Here is an 18651-nt window from a genome sequence, read left to right on the forward strand (position 1 = left end):
GCCGTGCCCTTCCGTCGCGCCGTACTGCCCGCAACTGTTTGCGGTTTTAAGCCGTAGTTAACCTTACGCCAAAACGGGCGGGATTTGTACTCACGCCCGCACACATGTTCCTTCTCTACGCCTCGCCGGTTCTCTCCTCGGGCGTCTCGGCGCCGTCGGCATCGGAGTGAATGTCAATCTTCCACCCGGTCAGGCGGGCCGCCAACCGGGCGTTTTGCCCCTCCTTGCCGATGGCGAGCGAGAGCTGGTAGTCCGGCACCGTGACACGGGCAGCCTGCGCCTCGGCGTCGAGGACCTCCACGCGCACCACCTTGGACGGTGCCAGCGAGTTGCCCACGTACTTGGACGGATCGTCGGAGTAGTCGATGATATCGATCTTCTCCCCGCCGAGCTGCTCCATGATGTTGGTCACCCGCGCACCCCGCGGCCCGATGCAGGCGCCCTTGGCGTTGACACCCTTGACGGTGGCCTTGACGGCCACCTTCGAGCGGTGCCCCGCCTCGCGGGCGATAGCGACGATCTCCACGGTGCCGTCGGCAACCTCGGGCACCTCGAGCGCGAACAGGCCGCGGACGAGCTCAGGGTGGGTGCGCGAGAGGTTGATCTGCACCTTCGCGTCATTCTTAGTCACGCCCACGACGTACGCCTTGACGCGGTCACCGTGGGTCAGCTTCTCTCCCGGGATTTGCTCCGCGGGAAGCAGGATTCCGTCCTGGGGGTCGGCCTCGGTGCCGAGCTCCACGACGATGAGACCGCGCGACTCCGCGGTGGCGTCGCGCTGCACTACGCCGGAGACGACCTGGCCCTCGTACTCGGCGTACTCCGTGAACGCGCGGCCCGCCTCCGCTTCGCGCACCCGCCGCTTGATCGCATCAAGCACCGCAGGCGCCCCGATGCGGGAGAAGTTGACCGGGGTGTCGTCGTACTCGGACTGGACGGCGCCGTCGGCACCCAGCTCGCTGACGATCACCGCGACGTCGCCCGTCTCGGTGTCGATGTCCACCCGCGCCCTCTCGGTTTCGGCCGGCGGCGCCTCACGGTAGTCGCGGTACGCCCGCAGCACTGCGCTGGCGATGGTCTCGAGCAGGTCATTGACCGCGATTCCGTGCTGTGCCGAAATCGCCTTCAAAGCGTTGAGGTCAATATTCACTTGTTGCCTTTCATTCGGCCGCGCGCTGGGCGGCCTCGTCGAACGTCAGATCCGCCAGCTCCATCTCGGCAGCCGGTGGTGTGTTGAATTCAATATCTACCACCGCGCGCCCCAAGGACGAAACCGCGTGCACCTCGGGCCGCGGGTTTTTCGCACCGGAGGGAATGAGGATCACGCCCTCCTCCGCCGGATCCAGCGCGCCGATCCTGTACTTCTGCTCGCCGAGTACCACGGCCCGGCCGCGGTTGCGGCGCCAGTGGCGCGGCGCCGTCAGGGGCAGGTCCACGCCGGGGGTGGTCACCTCGAGGGTGTATCCGGCGCCGAAATTCATCTCCCCCGCGTCCTCCTGGGCGTCGAAAAGCGCGCTGAGCTCGTTGCTCACCTGCTCGAGCTCGTCCAGGCTCGGGCGGGTGTCCGAGTCGAGGGCCACGACGACCTGCGACTTCTTGCCCGCGGGAACGGCCCGGACGCCCTCGACGTCCATCCCGTAGGCGGCGGCGACGGGCTCGATCAGGCGGGTGAGGTTTTCGACGGAAGGAAATGCCATGGTGTCAACCCTATCGTGTAGCGTTTTCGGCGTGAAAAGACTGTTCGTTGTGCTGAGCGCCTGCGTCCTCACGTCGTGTTCCGTGATGGATGTCGTCGGCCCGCGCGCGAACGGCGAGGTCATGGCTTTGGCGCGGCAGGCCAGCGCCGACGAGGCCTCGCTTGCTGGCGACCCCGCGGCGCAGTCCCTGCGCTCGACCCACGCGGGTGAGCTCGTCGCCGAGGCCGCGCGCCTGTGCGGCACCGACCCGGCCGGCAATCTCCCCTCCCCCTGCGACGTGTCCCTCGACGGCGCGGAGCTGCCGGCCGGGGCGCGCGATGCGGGCGAGCTCGTCGCGCAGGTGCGCTCGCACACGGTCGCGGCCGCCGACAAACTGCCGCCGGAGTCCGTCGACCTCGCAGTCGCCCAGGCCGTGGACACCGTAGCCTTGGAACCCGTGGACCTGGGCGGGCTCGCGCTCGGCGACGCCCCCGCGCCGGACCTCGCCTCCGCGCGCCACATGCTCGAGCAGGAGTACGCCTTCGAGTACGGTCTCGGCCTAGCCACGGCGTGGGCCGACGAGCCGCTCATCGCGCGTGTCGACGCGCTGCGCGACGCATCCGACGCCCGCCGCACGTCCCTGCTGGTCGCGCTCGAGCCCACCGGCGACGTGCCCGCCCCGCTGCCCGGCTACGAGGTCGCCGATTCCGCGTCGGTTGCCGACTCCCCATCCGCCGCCGAGTTCGTGGATCGCCTGAACGCGGACCTTCTCGCGCAGTGGCGCAGCGCGGCGGCGGACGCCGAGGGGAGGCAGTGGCGCGACGCTGCCATCGGGCTCGCCGCCCACGCGCAGCGCGCCTAAGGCCGCGCTTAAAGCCGCGCCCAATTCTGGGCTAGCCCGCCGCGACCAGCTCGCGCACCGTCGCCACGATCTGCTCCGCCGGCACCTCAAGCGTCTCGCCGCCCCGGATGCGCAGCTCCACGATGCCATCGCCAAACGAGCGCCCGAGCACCACCACAAACGGCATGCCCAGGAGTTCGGCGTCCTTGAACTTGACCCCCGGCGACATCTTCGGGCGGTCGTCGAAAAGTACCTCGAGGCCCGCGTCGTCCAGCTGGGCGACGAGCTTCTCGCCGGCCTCCAGTGCCGCGGCGTCCTTGTTCGCCACCACGACATGCACCTGGTACGGGGCGATGGCGACGGGCCACACTAGGCCCTTGTCGTCGTGGCGCTGCTCGGCGACAACCGCCATCATCCGCGAGATGCCGATGCCGTAGGAACCCATCGTGGGCACGGCGCGCTTGCCGCTTTCGTCGAGAATCTGCACGTCCATCGCCTCGGTGTACTTGCGGCCGAGCTGGAAGATGTGGCCCAGCTCGATGCCGCGCGCGAGCTTGACGGTGCCGTTGCCGCTTGGCGACGGATCCCCCTCGCGGACCTCGGCCGCCTCCACGAACCCGTCCACGGTGAAATCGCGTCCGGCGACGAGCCCGACGACGTGGCGCTGGCTCTCGTCCGCGCCCGTGATCCAGGCGGAGCCGTCCACGACGCGCGGGTCGGCGTACACCGGCACCCCGTTGGCGATCAGCGCGCGGGGGCCGACATACCCCTTGACCAAGAAAGCGGAGTTCTTGAAGTCCTCCTCGCTCGCCAGCTCGAAGGTCGCCGGGGCGAGGGAGGCCTCGAGGCGCTTCTCGTCCAGCTCGCGGTCGCCCGGGATCAATACACCTGCCAGGCGCGGGCCGACGGGCTGGCCGTCGTCGTCGAGCACCCGCGGGTCGTCGACCTTGACCACCATGCACTTCAGGGTGTCGGCGGCGGTGACGGGGCGGCCGTCGACAAGCAGGCCCTCGCTGTTGGCCCAGTTGACCAGCGCCTCGATGGTCTCGGACTGCGGCGTCTCGTACACGCGCGCCTCCGGCTGGCCGTCAATCGGCTTCGCCGAGGGGGCGACGGTGACCACGGCCTCGACGTTGGCGGCGTAGTCCCCCGCCGAGGAAATGACGAAGGTGTCCTCGCCGTTGTCGGAGTACGCGAGGAACTCCTCCGAGGCGGAGCCGCCCATCGCGCCCGAGGTGGCCTGGCAAATCTCGTAGCGGATGCCCACGCGGTCAAAAATCCGCTGGTAGGCCGCGCGGTGCTTGGCGTAGGACTCTGCGAGCCCCGCGTCGGTCATGTCGAAGGAGTAGGAATCCTTCATCACAAACTCGCGGCCGCGCAGGATGCCCGCGCGCGGGCGGGCCTCGTCGCGGTACTTGGTCTGGATCTGGTAGAGCGTGACCGGGAAGTCCTTGTAGGAGGAGAACATCGACTTCACCGTGGTGGTGAACATCTCCTCGTGCGTCGGTCCGAGCAGCATGTCCGCGCCCTTGCGGTCCTTGAGGCGGAACAGGTCGTCGCCGTACTCGGTCCAGCGGTTGGTCTGCTCGTAGGGCTCGCGCGGCAGCAGCGCCGGGAAGAGAAGCTCCTGGGCGCCCATCGCGTCCATCTCCTCGCGCACTACGCCCTCGATCTTGCGCAGGGTGCGCAGACCCAGCGGCAGCCAGGAATACACGCCCGGCGCGGCGCGGCGCACGTACCCCGCGCGGACCAGCAGCTTGTGGCTGGGCACCTCGGCATCGGCGGGGTCTTCGCGCAGCGTGCGCAGGAAAAGCTCGGTCAGGCGTGTGATCATGCGGAACATCATATCGCCTAAGGTGTTCGGCATGTTGATCGTGCTGCCACCGTCCGAAACCAAGGCGCCCGGCGGGTCTTTGTCGCCCATGGAGCTCTCGTTTCCCCAGCTCGATCGTGTCCGCGCCTCGCTTATCGACGACCTCGCGGCGCTGCCTCTGCCCACCATGATGTCCTCCTTGAAGTTGCCCGCCTCCAAGACCGAGGAGGCGCGGGAGAACCTGGTTTTGCGGGATGCTCCCGTCATGCCGGCGATTCTGCGCTACACCGGCGTGCTCTACGACGCCCTCTCCCCCGCCACCCTGCCCGCCGACGCACTGTCGCGGCTCGCCGTGGGCTCTGCTCTGTTCGGGGTCGTGCGGGCGGGCGACCTCATCCCCCGCTACCGGCTCTCCGGCGGCTCCAAGGTGCCCGCCGCCGACGGCTCGCTGCCGACGATGAAGGCGCGCTGGGGTTCCCTGATTACCTCCGTCCTGTCCGCCGATCCGTTCGTGGTCGACTTGCGCTCCGGCACGTACGCCCAGCTCGGGCGCGTGCCCGACGCGGTGACGGTGCGGGTGGAATCCGTGCTTGCCGACGGCTCGCGCGCAGTCGTCAGCCACTTCAACAAACACTACAAAGGCGAGCTCGCCCGCGTGTTGGCGTCGGGCCCGGAGGTGTCCTCGGTAGACGGCGTCGCCGACGTTGCGCGCGGCGCCGGTCTCGCCGTGGAAGTCGACGGGCATCAGCTCACCCTGGTGGTGTGAAGCGCGGCCTGAACCTCCTGCACAAAGGCGCGCGGGTTGTTGTGGAGGAACCCGGGGCGGTAGCGCAGGACCGCGTATCCCTGGTTCTCGATGCGCTTCTTCCTGTCGTTCTCCTTCTTGATCCGCGCCGCGGTGTCCTCGGCATACTTGACGTCCCCGTCGATCTCGATGAGAACCCGCTCCCCTACCGACAGGTCCGCTCTGTAGTGGCCCACCCCGAACTGCGGCACCGGCGCGAACCCGGCCTCGATGAGCAGCGCCCGAGCGTAACTCTCGTACGGCGATTCCGACAGCTCCGTGGCGTGCTTGAGACACATCCGCGCCACCGGCGCCCCCTTGAACCTGCCCATCCGCCTGATTTCGCTGCGTATCGACGTCTTGTCCACGCCCGCGCGAAGAAGCCAGTCAAAGGCCACGAGCCCCTCGCAGAACCCGTGGCTGCGCGCGATGTCAATGGCCGTTCTGGTCAGACGGGTCGCGCGCACCCCGTTGAGTTCGTACGTCTCGCGCGGCGTGAGCCGGAACCTCCGCAGCGCGTAGTTCGGGTTCGCCCGCACCGAGGGCGCGAGGTTTCCTTTCAACCCGGCGAGCTCGACTTTCTCGTCGGTCAGCGGCAGCACCCACATCCCCCCGACGCGCGCGGCTGATCTCCCCACCAGCACAGGAACCCGGGTGTTTCTGCAGGCCGCGACCGCCTCGAGGAACCGCCGCTCGTGGTTGGGCAGGGCTGCCCACTCGGCCGTGGGATAGAACAGTTGCTTCGACAGCGCCGTCAGCGCCCCATCGGCGATTGCGTCCCAGACCTCGTGATCACCGTGCGTGGCCGCGCGCGTATCGACGATGCGTTCCGCGAGCCCCCACCGCCGCGCTTGTTCGTGCGCCACGTCCACCTGATTTCTGCGATCAACTCCCATGGACGTTTAGACCCCTCGGCGGCGCGCCGGGTTCCTTGTGTGGCCGTGTTCCGGCCAGAGTGGGACGTCCCAAAGGGGATAGTTCGCCATTCCGTTTTGATACCACCTTTCATGACGGCGATATATCCCCTCCCGGATGTCCCACTCTGGAGAATGGGGCATGCGTGACGACGGCCGCACCGACGCGCCGGCCACCTCATTTATCAATTTATCAACCGCGCCCGCTTATCAATTTATCAATCGCGTAGGCTGCAGGCCATGAACAAGAACCCGTTCCGCCCCACCTTCGGCGCCAGCCCGCGGGTCTGGGCGGGCCGCGAAGCCGTCATCGAGGAGTTCCGCCGCGCCCTAGACAACGGCCCGGGCGACCCACACCGCAGCGTCATCATCTCCGGTTCGCGCGGCATTGGCAAGACAGTGCTGCTAACGGAGCTCGAGGACGTGGCCAAGCGCCAGGGGTGGATCGTCGTTCGGGCGTCCGGGCGCGAAGGCATGGCGGAGACGCTCACCAACTCGGCCATCCCCGAGGCCATCGAGCGCGTCCAGCCCGGCGGAGACCGCAAACTCACCGGCATCAACATCGCCGGCCTCGGCGGAGTGCGCAGCGAGCTGACGGAAAAGGACTCCACGCCGCGGCTGGTCACCCGCCTGCACGAGCTCCTCGGCGCGCTGCGCGGCGCCGGCGTGCTCATCACCATCGACGAGATCCAGGACGCCGACCCGGACGAGCTCACCCAGATCGCGGTGGCCTACCAGGACCTTGTCCGCGACGACGCCGACATCGCGCTTGCCATGGCGGGGCTGACCCAGGGTGTGAACAGGCTGCTGGATTTGCCGGGCGCGACGTTCCTGCGCCGGGCGCGCCACTATGAGCTGGGCCCGCTCACGCTTGACGACGCCACCACGACGCTCACCCAGACAGCCCACGACGCCGGCCGGGAGTTCGTCCTCACCGCGGCGCAGGCGGCGAGCCGGGTCTCGCAGGGCTACCCCTACCTCGTGCAGCTGATCGGCTACCTCGCGTGGGAGGCGGCGGACGGGCCGATCGATCTCGACGCGGTGGAGGCGGTGCGCGACGAGGCGGTGGCGCGGCTGGGGACGCAGGTGCACCAGCCGTCGCTACGCGACGTCCCGCCGCGGCAGCGCGAGTACCTCGACGCGATGGCGCACATTGAGTACCAGACGGGTAGCAGCAGGATTAGTAGTAAGGACTTGGGGGTGGCGTTGGACAGGGCGTCGACAAGCATGTCAGATACCCGCGCCAAGCTGATCGAGCGTGACCTCATCGTTCCCGCGGGGTGGGGCGAGGTGAGTTTCGCGCAGCCGTACCTGGGCGAGTACCTGCGCAACCAGCAGCGCCCGCGGCGGATCAGCTAGCGCGCAGGACGGTGAACGTGCGGTCGCGCGCGACCTGCGCGACGCGGGCGAAGCGGCGCTCCACCTCGCCCCGGTAGCGCAGGTGGGAGTTGTGCACGAGGTAGAGACTGCCGCCGGGGGCGAGGAGGCGCTGGGAGGCGTCGAGGAGGCCGCCCACCAGGGTCACGTCGATGGTCGTGCCGTCGTGGAAGGGCGGGTTGAGCGCGATGGTGTCGAAGGAGGCGTCAGCGAACCGCGAGCCGGCGTCATCCCACGTGCAGTGCAGCCCGATGGCGCGGGCGGAGAGCACAGCGTCGGCATCCGAGTCCGTTGCGGTGATGTCGCCGGACAGTCCCCGGGAGACGGACCCGTTGCCGCAGCCGAGGTCGAGGAAGCGGCCCAGCTCGGCGGGCAGCGCGGAGCGCAGCAGCTCGCCGCCGGGGTCCGGCTTCGCGCCGGAGAAGACCCCGCCGAAGGCGACGAGGCCGCCCACCTCCGTGGGCGCGTAGGCCACCGGCTGCGGTTGCGTGGCCACCAGGCAGCGGAACTTTCCGCGGCCCAGAGAGGCGGCCACGGAGCCGAAGGACTGGGCCAGCACCGTGTTCATCGAGCGTGAGAGGTGCTTGTTGTTCGCACCGAACACCACGGTGGCATCGTCGAAACCCGCGCCGGCGATTGCGCGCGCGACGTAGTCGAGCCGGGCCAGGGACTTCGGCATCTCGCCCACCGCCACGGCCGAACCGGCCGAGCCCGCGAGGAAGACATCGAGGCGGGTGTCGCCGGCGACGCGCGCCCCCGCGGAGGCCGCGACCTGGCAGCGGGCGTAATCCGGGTCCAGGAACGCCACGTCGTTGCCCGTCTCCAGCGCGGCGGCGAGCAGGTCGCCGGTGGGGTCGGCGCACACCAGAACCGTCTGCGCAGCGTCGAGGTCGGCCTGCGAGAGTATCAGTGCGTCAAGGGCGCGCAAGGGCGGCCACCTCCCCGATGACGTACACGGCGGGCGAGGCGACGTTGTTGGCCTCCGTCACGTCAGCCAGGTTGCCCAGGTCACAGTAAAACGCGCGCTGCGAGGCGGTCTCGCCTTCCTGGATGACGGCTGCAGGGGTGGTGGGCGCAAGGGAGGCGTCGATAAGCGCGGCGGTGATCGCCCGGACGTGGCGCACGCCCATGATGACCACGATGGTGCCGCCGATCCGGGCGAGCGCGGGCCAGTCCACCAGCGACGCCGGGTGCGAGGGCGCGAGGTGGCCGGAGACGACGGTGAACGCGTGGGTCAGCCCCCGCTGGGTCACCGGGATGCCTGCGGCCGCCGGCACGGAGATCGCGCTGGTCACACCCGGCACGACCTCGCAGGCGACGCCCGCGGCCGCGCACGCCTGCACCTCCTCGAAACCGCGACCGAACACGAACGGGTCGCCGCCCTTGAGCCGCACGACCCTGCGTCCCGCCAGCGCGTGGGTGACGATGAGCTCGTTGATGCGCTCCTGGGCGACCTGCCTGCCGTAGGGCAGCTTGGAGACGTCGATGAGCTCCTTGCCGTCGAGGTCGAGGAACTCCGGGAGCTGCGACGCGGGGCCCAGGTGGTCAGTGAGGATGACATCGGAGGCCTGAAGCGCGCGCAGCCCGCGGATGGTCAGCAGGTCCCAGTCGCCGGGCCCGCCGCCGACGAGTGTCACGGTTCCGTAGCTCATGGCGTTTAAGTCTAGGGTGGGGTCATGAACGCGCCCACGCTCGCCCAGTCGTTTGCTCGCGACCTGCCCGAGATGGCCGCGCCCGCGCGCGCCGCCGATTTCCCGCAGCCTCGCCTGGTTGTGCTCAACGAGCCCCTGGCGCGCGAGCTCGGCCTCGACCCGCAGTGGCTGCGCACGGACGAGGGAACCGCCTGGCTCGCCGGCTCCGCGGGCGGTCACGCCACCGCCTACGCCGGGCACCAGTTCGGGCAGTTCGTGCCCGTGCTTGGCGACGGCCGCGCGCTCCTGCTCGGGGACATCGCCGGGCGCGAGATCCAGCTCAAGGGGTCCGGGCTGACCCCCTACTCCCGGCCGGGGACGGACGGCCGCGGCGCGATCGGGCCGATGCTGCGCGAGTACCTGGTCAGCGAATTCATGCACGCCGCAGGGGTCCCCACCACGCGCTCCCTGGCCGTTATCGGCACCGGCGAGCGGGTCCTGCGCCAGCAGGGGTACGTGCCCGGCGGGGTGCTCGCGCGCGTGGCCACCTCACATCTGCGCGTGGGCAGCGTCCAGTACGCCGCGACGCGCTCGCCCGACCTCGTGGCCAAGGTGGTTGCGGCCGCGGGCTTTTCCACCGCGGCGGAGCTGCTGGCGGAGGTCATGGAGCGCCAGCTGGCGCTTGTGGCACGGTGGACCCGCCTCGGGTTCATCCACGGGGTAATGAACACCGACAACACCACGCTCACGGGCGAGACCATCGACTACGGCCCCTGCGCGTTCACCGAGACGCTGCGCGCCGACGCGGTGTACTCCTCCATCGATTCCGCGGGGCGCTACGCCTTCGGCAACCAGCCCAACATCATCGCCTGGAACCTCACCCGCCTGGCCGAGGCGCTCCTGCCCTTGCTGAGCGAGGACGAGGCGCGCTCCATTCTGGGCACAGTGCAAGCCCGCTGGAACCACCACTGGGAGGCGTCGGCGGACGCGCTGGCCTCGGAGCTGGTATTCATGCCCCGCAACCAGATGCTGCAGCGCGCCATCACCGCCGCCGAGCGCGACGGCGACTTCGCGCGCTACTTCGAGCTGCTCGCCGCGGTGACGGACCCGTACAACCCCGGGGCCGGCCCGGAGTGGATGGCGCAGCCCGAGGGCGACGCCCCGTTTATCACCTACTGCGGGACGTAGCCGGAGTTACTGCCGCTACTGTGCGTCGACCAGGCCCAGAGCCTTCTGGGTGGTCTCCCACTGCTCGTTGTACGCATTGGCGTCGCGCTTGAGCGAGGTGCCGTAGGTGGGGAACATCTCGTGCAGGGTATCGGCCCAATCGATCATGTGCTCGCCGAAGCAGCGCTCCAGCAGCTCGAGCATCGCAGCCGGGGTAATCGACGCTCCCGGGGAGGCGCCCAGGATGCCGGCGATGGTGCCGTCCTGATCGTTGACCAGCGCGGTGCCGAACTCGAGTGAGCCGAACGTCGGCGCGCCGGCGGGCTTGATCACCTGGACGCGCTGGCCGGCGACGACGGTCTCCCAATCCTTGCCGTCCGCCTCCGGGTAGTACTCGCGCAGCACATCGAGGCGACCGTCGAAGTCCTTGAACACCTCTTCCACGAGGTACTTGACCAGGCCGAGGTTCGTGGCGGCGACGCCGAGGTAAGAGGTCAGGTTGTCCGGGCGGATGGACTTGAACAGGTCGAGGTAGCTGCCCTTCTTCAGGAACTTCGGGCTCCAGCCGCCGTAGGGGCCGAACAGGAGGGACTGCTCGCCGTCGATCACGCGCAGGTCCAGGTGCGGCACCGACATCGGCGGGGCGCCCACCTTCGCCTTGCCGTACACCTTGGCCTGGTGCTGCTGCACCAGCTCCTGGTTGGTGGTGCGCAGCCACATGCCCGAAATCGGGAAGCCCGCGTACCCGCGCACCTCCGGGACCCCGGCCTTGCCCAGGAGGTCAAGCGCGTAGCCGCCGGCGCCCACGAAGACGAAGCGGGCGCGAGTGACCTGCTTGTCGCCCGTGTGGACGTTGCGGACTGTGACCTCCCAGAACTTGCCTGCCCGCTTGATGTTGACAACCTCGTGGCCGTAGCGGACGACGGTGCCCTGGCGCTGCGCGTCCTCCAGGAACTGCTTGGTCAGCGCGCCGTAGTTGATGTCGGTGCCGGTGTCGGTCCACGAGATGGCGACCGGCTCCTCGGCAAAGTCGCGGCCCTTGGCCATCAGCGGCAGCTTGTCGGAGAACTCCTGGGGGTCACGGGTGAAGTGCATCTCCGGGAACATGTGGTTGGCCGACAGGATGTCGTAGCGGCGGCGCAGGTAGTCGATCTGCTCCTCGCCCTGGGCGAAGGAAACGTGAGGCACGCGGTTGATGAAATTCCCCGGGTTCTCGAGCACGCCCCTGCCGATCTGGTGGGTCCAGAACTGGCGGGAGAGCTGGAACTTCTCGTTGATCGCCATTGCCTTGGAGACGTCGATCTTGCCCTTCTTCTCCGGGGTGTAGTTCAGCTCGCACAGGGCGGAGTGGCCGGTGCCGGCGTTGTTCAACGCGTAGGACGACTCCTGCGCGGGGCCATCCAGGCGTTCGTAGACAACCTGGGTCCAGCTGGGCTCCAGCTGGCGCAGCATGGCACCCAGGGTCGCGCTCATGATTCCGGCTCCGATGAGCAGGACATCCGCTTCATCGCTAAACCTCTTGTTGCCTTGTTCAGACATCCGTTCATCCTCTTCGATATTTAGTCAGTGGGGCGGGCTCGACGCTCACGTGAAGGTCCCCGGAATCACATGCACAATTCCGGCTTGGGTGACTAGCCTACGCTTAACGTTTATCCAACTGGTAACGTGACCCGCTCCAATCGACGGTAAATGAGTGGCCGGGCACACTGTTTCGACCGTATCTGCGCCCGAAACGGCCTAGTATCGGTGCCATGACGACGAAACCCGGTGCAAGCTCCTCCCCCTCCTCCGATGAGTATGACTCGCTTGAGTGGTCGGACGACGTCCTCGGCGACGGTTTTGAGTCCGTAACTCTCACACTCGCCCCCGACGGCGACGACAGCGGCAAAAGGGCCGACAGCGGAACCAACCGCGCCGTCCTGGTGCGCGCCCTGCCGGACGCGCCCACGGGCAAGCCGGCCCTGCTGTGGGTCCACGGCATGTCCGACTACTTCTTCCAGGCGCACGTGGCGCGCCACTACGTAAGCAAGGGCTACCCGTTTTACGCCCTCGACCTGCGCAGGTGCGGCCGCGCCCACCGTTCCGGCGAGCCGTACCACTACACCACGGACCTCTCCCACTACTTCCCGGAGCTCTCGCGCAGCCTCGACATCATCAGCTCCCGCCACGGCACGCTCATCCCCCTCGCCCACTCCACCGGGGGGCTCATCGTGCCGCTGTGGGCCGACGACTTGCGGAGCAAGGCGCCCGAGGCGCACAGCAAAATCAGTGGAATCATCCTGAACAGCCCGTGGCTTGACATGCAGTTCCCGCGCCCGGCGGTCGCCGTCACGCGCCCCGTCGTCGGTTTCCTGGGCAAGCGCTTCCCCCGGCTGCCCATCCCCGTGGGCGGGCTGAGCGCCTACGGCGAGTCCATTTCGTCCACCGAACACGGCGAGTGGGACTTCAACACGGAGTGGAAGCCCGTCGAGGGCCACGGCAAGTACGTCGGCTGGCTGCGCGCGGTGTTCGAGGGCCAGAAGCCGGTGCACGCCGGCGAGGTGGACACCGGCGTGCCCATGCTGACACTCGTGTCCTCGCACTCCTACCTGTCCAAGCCCTACTCGCCCGCCGCGGATACCGCGGACACCGTCCTCGACGTTGACCAGATCCGCCGCTGGGCCCCGACCTTGAGCAGCGATTCCGAGGTCGAGGTCATCGACGGCGCGCGTCACGACGTCTTCCTGTCCGAGCGCCACGCCCGCGAGGCCGCGTTCGCCGCCGTGGACGCCTGGCTCGAGGAGCAGACAGAGGGGCAGGTCGAGCGGCACTGACGCCGCGGCTGAGTTGGGGCTAACGTGGGCGTCGTTAAGCAAAAATTCCCAACTTGGAGGATTCATGACCGTCGACGCCCACTACGACCTGATCATCGTTGGAGCCGGTTCAGGCAATTCGATACCCACCCCGGAGCTCGACGACTGGTCGATCGCCATCGTCGAGGAAGGGAAGTTCGGCGGGACCTGCATGAACGTGGGGTGCATCCCGACGAAGATGTTCGTGGTCGCCGCGAACTCCGCTTTCGATGCCGCCCATGCACAGCGACTCGGCGTGGATACGCAGTTCAACGGTGCCGACTGGCCGGCCATCACCCAGCGCATCTTTGACGACCGCATTGACGTGATCGCCACCGGCGGGGAGGAATACCGGCGCGGCGAGGGCAGCCCGAACGTGGATGTCTACGACCGCCACGCCACGTTCGTCGGCCCGACGACATTGAAGACCGGCCAGGGCGACGCGGAGAAGACGATCACGGGCGACACCATCGTCATCGCGGCGGGCGCTCGCCCGTTCCTCCCCGACTGGACCGCCGACGTGCCTGTGCACACCAGCGACGACATCATGCGCCTTCAGCGCCAGCCGGAGAGCCTCACCATCGTCGGCGGCGGGTTCATCGCCATGGAGTTCGCCCACATCTTCAACTCGCTGAGCACGAAGGTCCGGCTGGTCAGCCGCTCCCCGTTCCTGCGCTCGCTCGACGCCGACATCACCAGCGCCTTCAACGACATCGCGGACGCCACCTACGAGGTGCACAAGGGCCGCACGGTGACCTCGGCGCACGGCGATGAGGACTCCGTCACGCTCACGCTTGACGACGGCTCCACCGTGACGTCGGAAAAAGTTCTCGTCGCCACGGGGCGCATCCCGAACGGCGACCGCCTGAACCTCGAGGCGGCGGGCATCGAGATGGACGGCGCCCGGGTGAAGGTCGACGAGTTCGGCCGCACCACGGCTGACGGGGTGTGGGCGCTGGGCGACGTATCGTCGCCCTTCCAGCTCAAGCACGTGGCCAACGCCGAGACCCGCGCCGTGCGCCACAACATCCTCCACCCCGACGCGATGGTCCCGATGCCCCACAAGCATGTTCCGTTCGCGGTGTTCACGCACCCGCAGATTGCCACGGTGGGGATGACGGAAGCGCAGGCCGTCGAGGCCGGGTACGACGTCACCACGAAGATCCAAAACTACGGCGACGTGGCGTACGGCTGGGGGCTCGAGGACACGACCGGCATTGTCAAGCTCGTCGCCGACAAGGCCAGCGGCAAGCTGCTCGGGGCGCACTACATGGGCCCGCAGGCGCCGACGCTGATCCAGCAGATGATCACCTTCCTCGCCTACGACATCGATCTGCGCACCGCGGCGCGAGGGCAGTACTGGATCCACCCGGCGCTTCCCGAAGTGACCGAGAACGCGATCCTGGGGCTGGACTTGAAGTTTCCGGAGGTGTAGCCCCCCCCCTTTCCGGGGGCGACATATAAACGCTTTGAATTGCGTTCGCGCGCAGCGTTTTCCCACGTGAGACGGCCGGCGTGTAACGAAGCGCGGGCCCTCGGCAATAGCCAAATTTATGGGCTAGCGTAGCTTCTTTGCATTTTATTGCCAGGTTCTTGTGCAAAAACCGAAAGGTTCCGTTATCGTTCCTTAGCGACACCGGGAAATCGCCGGAAACGGCACGACATCGGTCTACACCCCCAGGGGAGTTTCCCGAAGCCCGCCCGGACGTCTCGCAACCAATCAAAGAGAAGGATTTCGTCTCATGCGTAATTTCCGTAAGGCAGCCCTCGCCGGCGCCACCGCCGTCGCCCTCGCATTGGGCTCCGCTTCCGTCGCCACCGCCGCCGAGGATCCGCAGCCGGACACCGGTTCCTCCAACGAGCAGCAGGGCTCCGGCGACGACAAGGACGCCGGCTCCTCCGAGAACGAGGACGCCGGCTCCTCCGAGGGCGAGGACGCCGGCTCCCCCGAGGGCGAGGCCGCCACCGAGCCGTCCCTGTCCTCCAAGATTGGCAAGCGCCTGGGTGCCTTCGACGACGAGGGCAAACCGAACGGCCTCGACGGTCGCGACCTCTTCGGCTCCTCCAAGGAGAACTGGGACAACATCGCGCCTTGGGCGAAGCTGCTCTACGTGACCACCATCTTCACCAGCGTCTCCGCGATCGTCGGCCTCATTGTCGGCCCGGCCTACAACTTCTTCGTCCACGGCCCCTTCGCCGCGTAACCAGCGGAAATCCGCACCACCAACCCCATCTTTTCGAAAGAAGGCACATCAATGCGTAACTTCCGCACCGCAGCTGTCGCTACCGCCACCGCCCTGACCGTCGCCCTCGGCGGCGTCGCCACCGCCACCGCCGCTGAGACCTCCCCCGACGCGAAGGAGCCCGCCACCCAGATCGGCGAGCCGGGCCAGGCCAAGGAGGGCGAGAACTCCGCCATCTTCGCTGGTGAGAAGGAGGGTGACAAGGACTTCGGCGAGGTCGTCTCCGACGGCGTCCGGGGCCTGCTCAACGGCCAGGGCTCCTCTCAGTTCTTCAACGACACCGACAAGCTCTTCTTCGGCGTCGACGCCTTGGGCAAGGAGACCAACTCCGACAACATGCCGCAGTGGGCCCGCTACTGGATCGACGGCACCGTCATCGCCGCCATCGGCTCGCTCGCCGGCTTGGTCATCGCCGGCTTCAACTGGGCTTCCTACAACGGCTGGATTAACCTCTAAAAGTCCGCGCGCAGGCTCCCTGAGCTGACAAGCGATTAACGGCCCTCCCGCATCGAGCGGGAGGGCCGTTTCGCGTGCCCGGGGTGGCGGCAGGTTAGGCGTCGCCAAGCATGAGCATGCCGGAAGCGACTGCGGCGTCGGGGACCGTGAGGATCTCGTTGCCCGTCTCCGTGATGACGATGGTGTGCTCGAACTGGGCGGTGTACTCGCCGTCGAGGTTCTGCACCGTCCAGTCGTCGTCCCAGATGCGGTACGGCAGGGCGCCCAGGTTGATCATGGGCTCGATGGTCAGGGTCATGCCCGGCTCGAGGACGTCGCGGTAGGCGTCGGAGTCGTAGTGCAGCACCACCAGGCCGTTGTGGAAGGTGGGGCCGACGCCGTGGCCGGTGAAGTCAGTGACCACGTTGTAGCCGAAGCGCCTGGCGTAGGACTCGATGACGCGGCCGATGACGTTGATCTCGCGACCCGGCTTCGCCGCCTTGATGCCCCGCATCATCGCCTGGTAGGTGCGCTCCACGAGCTCGCGGTGGCGCTGCTCGACCTCCCCGGCGAGGAAGGTGGCGTTGGTGTCACCGTGCACCCCGTTCTTGTAGGCGGTGACGTCGATGTTCACGATGTCACCCTCCTCGATCACCGTCGTGTCCGGAATGCCGTGGCAGACGATCTCGTTGAGCGAGACGCAGCACGACTTCGGGTAATCACGGTAGCCCAGCGTAGAGGGGTAGGCGCCGTGGTCGAGCATGTACTCGTGCGCGACGCGGTCCACCTCGTCCGTGGTCACGCCGGGCTTGACGGCCGCGCCCGCAACAGCAAGGGCGTTCGCCGCGATCTTGGACGCCTCGCGCATCCTCTCGATCGTCTCCGGGGTCTGGACGAAGGGCTCGCCGATGTTTTCCTGCACGTCCTCCTTCCACGCGTACTCCGGGCGCTCGATGTCCTCCGGGACGGTGCGGACGGGGGTGGGCTTTCCGGGCGTTAGCAATCCTCTTCTACTCATAGAGGACATGCTAGCCCCGTCGCCGCGGCCCCCTCACTCCCCTCCCGGGTTGCGCGCCTGGTCGAGGTTGACGAACATCCTGTCCGTCACCGCCACGGCGGCCTCCGAGCCCCCGCCGAGGACGATGAGGGTGGCGAAGGCGATGTCGTCGTCGGCGCGGTAGCCGGTGAACCAGGCGTGCGATCCCCCGTTGATCTCCGCCTCGCCCGTCTTGCCGCGGATGTCTCCCCCGGCGCTCATCCCGGCCGCGGTGCCGCCGGGCGCCGTAACCGCAGCCATCAGCTGCTGCAGCTGCCCGATGACCTCGGGCGGCGGCGCCGCGGCGGGCTCCGTCATCTCGGTCTTCTGCCCCTCGATGAGGAAGGGCACCGGCATCGAGCCGTGGGCCGCGGTGGCGGAGACCAGCGCCATGCCGAAGGGGCTCGCCAGGTCGTGGCCCTGGCCGTAGCCGGCCTCGGTGCGGTCGAGCGGCTCCTCCCCGACGGGGATCGAGCCTGTCACGGTATCCAGGCCGGGGATTGTCAGGTCGATGCCCAGCCCGAACTGCTTGCCGACGTCCCTCAGCTGCCCCGGCTCCAGCTGCGTCGAGATGTCCGCGAAGGTCGTGTTGCACGAGCGCGCGAACGCGGTCTCGAGCGGGACGCTGCCGAGGGCGAAGCCGGCGTAGTTGGTCACCACTCGCCCGTACAGGTTCATCGTCCCCGGGCACGGCACGATGCTGCCCGGGTTGAGCCCGCGCAGCTGCAGACCGGCGGCGCTGGTGATGATCTTGAACGTCGAACCCGGCGGGTACTGGCCCATCGTGGCGATGTTGCCCTGCTTGTCCGCAGCGGGCGTCTGCGCCACGGCGAGGATCCCGCCTGTCGACGGCCTGATGGCCACCAGCATCGCCTCCTGCCCGGCGATCGGCTCCAAGGCCTTCTCCGCCGCCAGCTGCACCGCGTGGTCCAGGCTGATGTGGATCGCCGGGGAGGGCTCCGCCTGCTCGCCAGTGAGCTCCTCGAGCGCGTTGCCGTTGGCGTTGACCACGCTGACGTTCCAGCCGGCGGTGCCCTCCAGGTCGTCGCGGACCAGCTCGCCAACGCGTGCCATGATGTCCGGGGCGAAGCCGGGATCAGCGTTGACCATCGCGGCTTCCTCGTTCAGGCGCACCTCGGGGGCGTCGCCAAGCGCCTCCTGGAATGCGCCCTGCGCGGCCGCGGGGATGAGGGCCACCGAGTAGCTTCCCGACGCCCCCTCGAGCGCCCTCGCCACCTCCTCCGCGTCCCGGACCGGCACCGACTCGTCGGCGGCGTGCGCCCGGGCCAGCGCCGCGGCGACGCGCGAGGCGGTGTCACGGGCGTTGCGGACCTGGGTGGTGTCCACGAGCACCCGGTAGGCCACCCCCGGCTTGAGCAACTCGACCCCGTCGGAGGAGACCACGCTGGCCTTGTCCGCGGGCTCGCTGCGCAGCTCCAGGTGCTGGCCGGCGCCCAGGCGCGGGTTCATCACGGCGGGCTGCCAGCGCACGGTCCACTCCCCGTTTGTCTGGGTCAGTGTCGCGGTGGCCTCGTAGGAGAAACTGCGGTCCCGCGGGAGCTGCCAGGAGACGGTGTAGGTGGCGGTGGCGAGGTTGTCCTGCTGGCTGACGTCTGCCAGCTCCAGCGTCGCAGCCTCCGCCTGCAGGCCGTCCCAGGTAGCGCGGATGGACGAGGTGGCGCCGGCGGGGTCGTCGACAAGCGAGGCGAGCGTGTCGTAATCCTGCGTCTCGACGGCCTCCAGGAACGCGGCCGCGGCGGGTTCGGCGTCATTCGGGCGCGGAGTGCAGGCGGCGAGACCGCCGGCGCACAGGAGAGCCACGAGGAGGACGACGCGTTTCATGCACAGAAAATAGCAGCGCCGGTAGTCGCCCCGACGCTGCCACTCTATTGGCTGGTCGAGT

Annotated in this window: 17 protein-coding genes; 8 read left to right on the plus strand and 9 right to left on the minus strand. The window is 68.4% G+C overall.

What is annotated here, in order from left to right:
• Nucleotides 1-115 precede the first annotated feature (115 nt).
• Both nusA and rimP read right to left on the minus strand, forming a co-directional pair.
• Nucleotides 116-1150: a transcription termination factor NusA gene (nusA, locus tag BLS40_RS03960; protein WP_092149076.1), complete on the minus strand. Its 1035-nt coding sequence runs from the start codon at nucleotides 1148-1150 to the stop codon at nucleotides 116-118.
• Between the two features lie 10 nt (nucleotides 1151-1160).
• A complete protein-coding gene (gene rimP, locus BLS40_RS03965; protein ID WP_092149079.1) occupies nucleotides 1161-1697 on the minus strand; it encodes a ribosome maturation factor RimP in 537 nt (178 codons plus the stop codon).
• Nucleotides 1698-1728: 31 nt separating this feature from the next.
• On the opposite strand from rimP, the gene BLS40_RS03970 reads away from it, so the two are divergent.
• The gene (locus tag BLS40_RS03970; protein ID WP_231908512.1) at nucleotides 1729-2538 is read left to right on the plus strand and encodes a DUF4439 domain-containing protein; all 810 of its coding nucleotides are present in this window, start codon (nucleotides 1729-1731) and stop codon (nucleotides 2536-2538) included.
• 31 nt (nucleotides 2539-2569) lie between these two features.
• Here BLS40_RS03970 and BLS40_RS03975 read toward each other — a convergent pair whose 3' ends face one another.
• Nucleotides 2570-4351 (minus strand): proline--tRNA ligase, encoded by a 1782-nt coding sequence (locus BLS40_RS03975; protein WP_092152144.1) that lies wholly within the window; start codon nucleotides 4349-4351, stop codon nucleotides 2570-2572.
• 31 nt (nucleotides 4352-4382) lie between these two features.
• On the opposite strand from BLS40_RS03975, the gene yaaA reads away from it, so the two are divergent.
• Nucleotides 4383-5096 (plus strand): peroxide stress protein YaaA, encoded by a 714-nt coding sequence (yaaA, locus tag BLS40_RS03980; RefSeq protein ID WP_092149082.1) that lies wholly within the window; start codon nucleotides 4383-4385, stop codon nucleotides 5094-5096.
• Here yaaA and BLS40_RS03985 read toward each other — a convergent pair.
• Nucleotides 5075-6010, minus strand: a complete 936-nt coding sequence (locus tag BLS40_RS03985; RefSeq protein ID WP_231908513.1) for a DUF559 domain-containing protein — start codon at nucleotides 6008-6010, stop codon at nucleotides 5075-5077. The two genes, yaaA and BLS40_RS03985, sit on opposite strands and share 22 nt — an antisense overlap.
• Before the next feature lie 258 nt (nucleotides 6011-6268).
• On the opposite strand from BLS40_RS03985, the gene BLS40_RS03990 reads away from it, so the two are divergent.
• Nucleotides 6269-7387 carry an ATP-binding protein gene (locus BLS40_RS03990; RefSeq protein WP_092149085.1) on the plus strand — a complete coding sequence of 373 codons (1119 nt, stop codon included), beginning with the start codon at nucleotides 6269-6271 and terminating at the stop codon, nucleotides 7385-7387.
• On the opposite strand, the gene BLS40_RS03995 is transcribed toward BLS40_RS03990, so the two are convergent.
• Nucleotides 7380-8333, minus strand: a complete 954-nt coding sequence (locus tag BLS40_RS03995; RefSeq protein WP_092149088.1) for a class I SAM-dependent methyltransferase — start codon at nucleotides 8331-8333, stop codon at nucleotides 7380-7382. The two genes, BLS40_RS03990 and BLS40_RS03995, sit on opposite strands and share 8 nt — an antisense overlap.
• Nucleotides 8320-9057, minus strand: a complete 738-nt coding sequence (cobA, locus tag BLS40_RS04000) for a uroporphyrinogen-III C-methyltransferase (RefSeq protein ID WP_092149091.1) — start codon at nucleotides 9055-9057, stop codon at nucleotides 8320-8322. Before cobA ends, BLS40_RS03995 begins: the two co-directional genes overlap by 14 nt.
• A 24-nt stretch (nucleotides 9058-9081) precedes the next feature.
• Here cobA and BLS40_RS04005 point away from each other — a divergent pair, with 24 nt between their 5' ends.
• On the plus strand, nucleotides 9082-10224 hold the full coding sequence (locus tag BLS40_RS04005; RefSeq protein ID WP_092149094.1) for a protein adenylyltransferase SelO family protein: 1143 nt from the start codon (nucleotides 9082-9084) through the stop codon (nucleotides 10222-10224).
• A gap of 15 nt (nucleotides 10225-10239) precedes the next feature.
• Here the strand turns inward: BLS40_RS04005 and mqo are convergent, their stop codons facing one another.
• A complete protein-coding gene (mqo, locus tag BLS40_RS04010) occupies nucleotides 10240-11742 on the minus strand; it encodes a malate dehydrogenase (quinone) (protein WP_092149097.1) in 1503 nt (500 codons plus the stop codon).
• 212 nt (nucleotides 11743-11954) lie between these two features.
• Between mqo and BLS40_RS04015 the strand changes: the two genes are divergently transcribed.
• The 4 genes from BLS40_RS04015 to BLS40_RS04030 all read left to right on the plus strand — a co-directional run bounded on the left by BLS40_RS04015 (nucleotide 11955) and on the right by BLS40_RS04030 (nucleotide 15733).
• Nucleotides 11955-13016: an alpha/beta hydrolase gene (locus BLS40_RS04015; RefSeq protein ID WP_092149100.1), complete on the plus strand. Its 1062-nt coding sequence runs from the start codon at nucleotides 11955-11957 to the stop codon at nucleotides 13014-13016.
• Between the two features lie 64 nt (nucleotides 13017-13080).
• Nucleotides 13081-14469 carry a mycothione reductase gene (gene mtr / locus BLS40_RS04020; protein WP_092149103.1) on the plus strand — a complete coding sequence of 463 codons (1389 nt, stop codon included), beginning with the start codon at nucleotides 13081-13083 and terminating at the stop codon, nucleotides 14467-14469.
• A 307-nt stretch (nucleotides 14470-14776) separates the two neighbouring features.
• Nucleotides 14777-15238 (plus strand): hypothetical protein, encoded by a 462-nt coding sequence (locus BLS40_RS10940; protein WP_157672438.1) that lies wholly within the window; start codon nucleotides 14777-14779, stop codon nucleotides 15236-15238.
• Between the two features lie 51 nt (nucleotides 15239-15289).
• Nucleotides 15290-15733 carry a hypothetical protein gene (locus tag BLS40_RS04030; protein ID WP_092149106.1) on the plus strand — a complete coding sequence of 148 codons (444 nt, stop codon included), beginning with the start codon at nucleotides 15290-15292 and terminating at the stop codon, nucleotides 15731-15733.
• A 94-nt stretch (nucleotides 15734-15827) separates the two neighbouring features.
• Here BLS40_RS04030 and map read toward each other — a convergent pair whose 3' ends face one another.
• The gene (gene map / locus BLS40_RS04035; protein ID WP_092149109.1) at nucleotides 15828-16730 is read right to left on the minus strand and encodes a type I methionyl aminopeptidase; all 903 of its coding nucleotides are present in this window, start codon (nucleotides 16728-16730) and stop codon (nucleotides 15828-15830) included.
• 33 nt (nucleotides 16731-16763) lie between these two features.
• The gene (locus BLS40_RS04040) at nucleotides 16764-18590 is read right to left on the minus strand and encodes a penicillin-binding transpeptidase domain-containing protein (protein WP_092149112.1); all 1827 of its coding nucleotides are present in this window, start codon (nucleotides 18588-18590) and stop codon (nucleotides 16764-16766) included.
• Nucleotides 18591-18651: the final 61 nt, after the last annotated feature.

It is taken from the genome of Corynebacterium mycetoides, from assembly GCF_900103625.1.
In the GTDB taxonomy this organism is placed as follows: Bacteria; Actinomycetota; Actinomycetes; order Mycobacteriales; family Mycobacteriaceae; genus Corynebacterium; species Corynebacterium mycetoides.

Excerpts from the sequence above, each read along its gene's own strand:
- BLS40_RS10940 (WP_157672438.1), top strand. The coding sequence starts at position 14,777 with ATGCGTAATTTCCGTAAGGCAGCCCTCGCCGGCGCCACCGCCGTCGCC.
- BLS40_RS04015 (WP_092149100.1), top strand. The coding sequence starts at position 11,955 with ATGACGACGAAACCCGGTGCAAGCTCCTCCCCCTCCTCCGATGAGTAT.
- yaaA (WP_092149082.1), top strand. The coding sequence starts at position 4,383 with ATGTTGATCGTGCTGCCACCGTCCGAAACCAAGGCGCCCGGCGGGTCT.
- mtr (WP_092149103.1), top strand. The coding sequence starts at position 13,081 with ATGACCGTCGACGCCCACTACGACCTGATCATCGTTGGAGCCGGTTCA.
- rimP (WP_092149079.1), bottom strand. The coding sequence starts at position 1,697 with ATGGCATTTCCTTCCGTCGAAAACCTCACCCGCCTGATCGAGCCCGTC.
- BLS40_RS03975 (WP_092152144.1), bottom strand. The coding sequence starts at position 4,351 with ATGATCACACGCCTGACCGAGCTTTTCCTGCGCACGCTGCGCGAAGAC.
- cobA (WP_092149091.1), bottom strand. The coding sequence starts at position 9,057 with ATGAGCTACGGAACCGTGACACTCGTCGGCGGCGGGCCCGGCGACTGG.
- BLS40_RS04030 (WP_092149106.1), top strand. The coding sequence starts at position 15,290 with ATGCGTAACTTCCGCACCGCAGCTGTCGCTACCGCCACCGCCCTGACC.
- map (WP_092149109.1), bottom strand. The coding sequence starts at position 16,730 with ATGAGTAGAAGAGGATTGCTAACGCCCGGAAAGCCCACCCCCGTCCGC.
- BLS40_RS04040 (WP_092149112.1), bottom strand. The coding sequence starts at position 18,590 with ATGAAACGCGTCGTCCTCCTCGTGGCTCTCCTGTGCGCCGGCGGTCTC.
- BLS40_RS03985 (WP_231908513.1), bottom strand. The coding sequence starts at position 6,010 with ATGGGAGTTGATCGCAGAAATCAGGTGGACGTGGCGCACGAACAAGCG.
- BLS40_RS04005 (WP_092149094.1), top strand. The coding sequence starts at position 9,082 with ATGAACGCGCCCACGCTCGCCCAGTCGTTTGCTCGCGACCTGCCCGAG.
- mqo (WP_092149097.1), bottom strand. The coding sequence starts at position 11,742 with ATGTCTGAACAAGGCAACAAGAGGTTTAGCGATGAAGCGGATGTCCTG.
- BLS40_RS03990 (WP_092149085.1), top strand. The coding sequence starts at position 6,269 with ATGAACAAGAACCCGTTCCGCCCCACCTTCGGCGCCAGCCCGCGGGTC.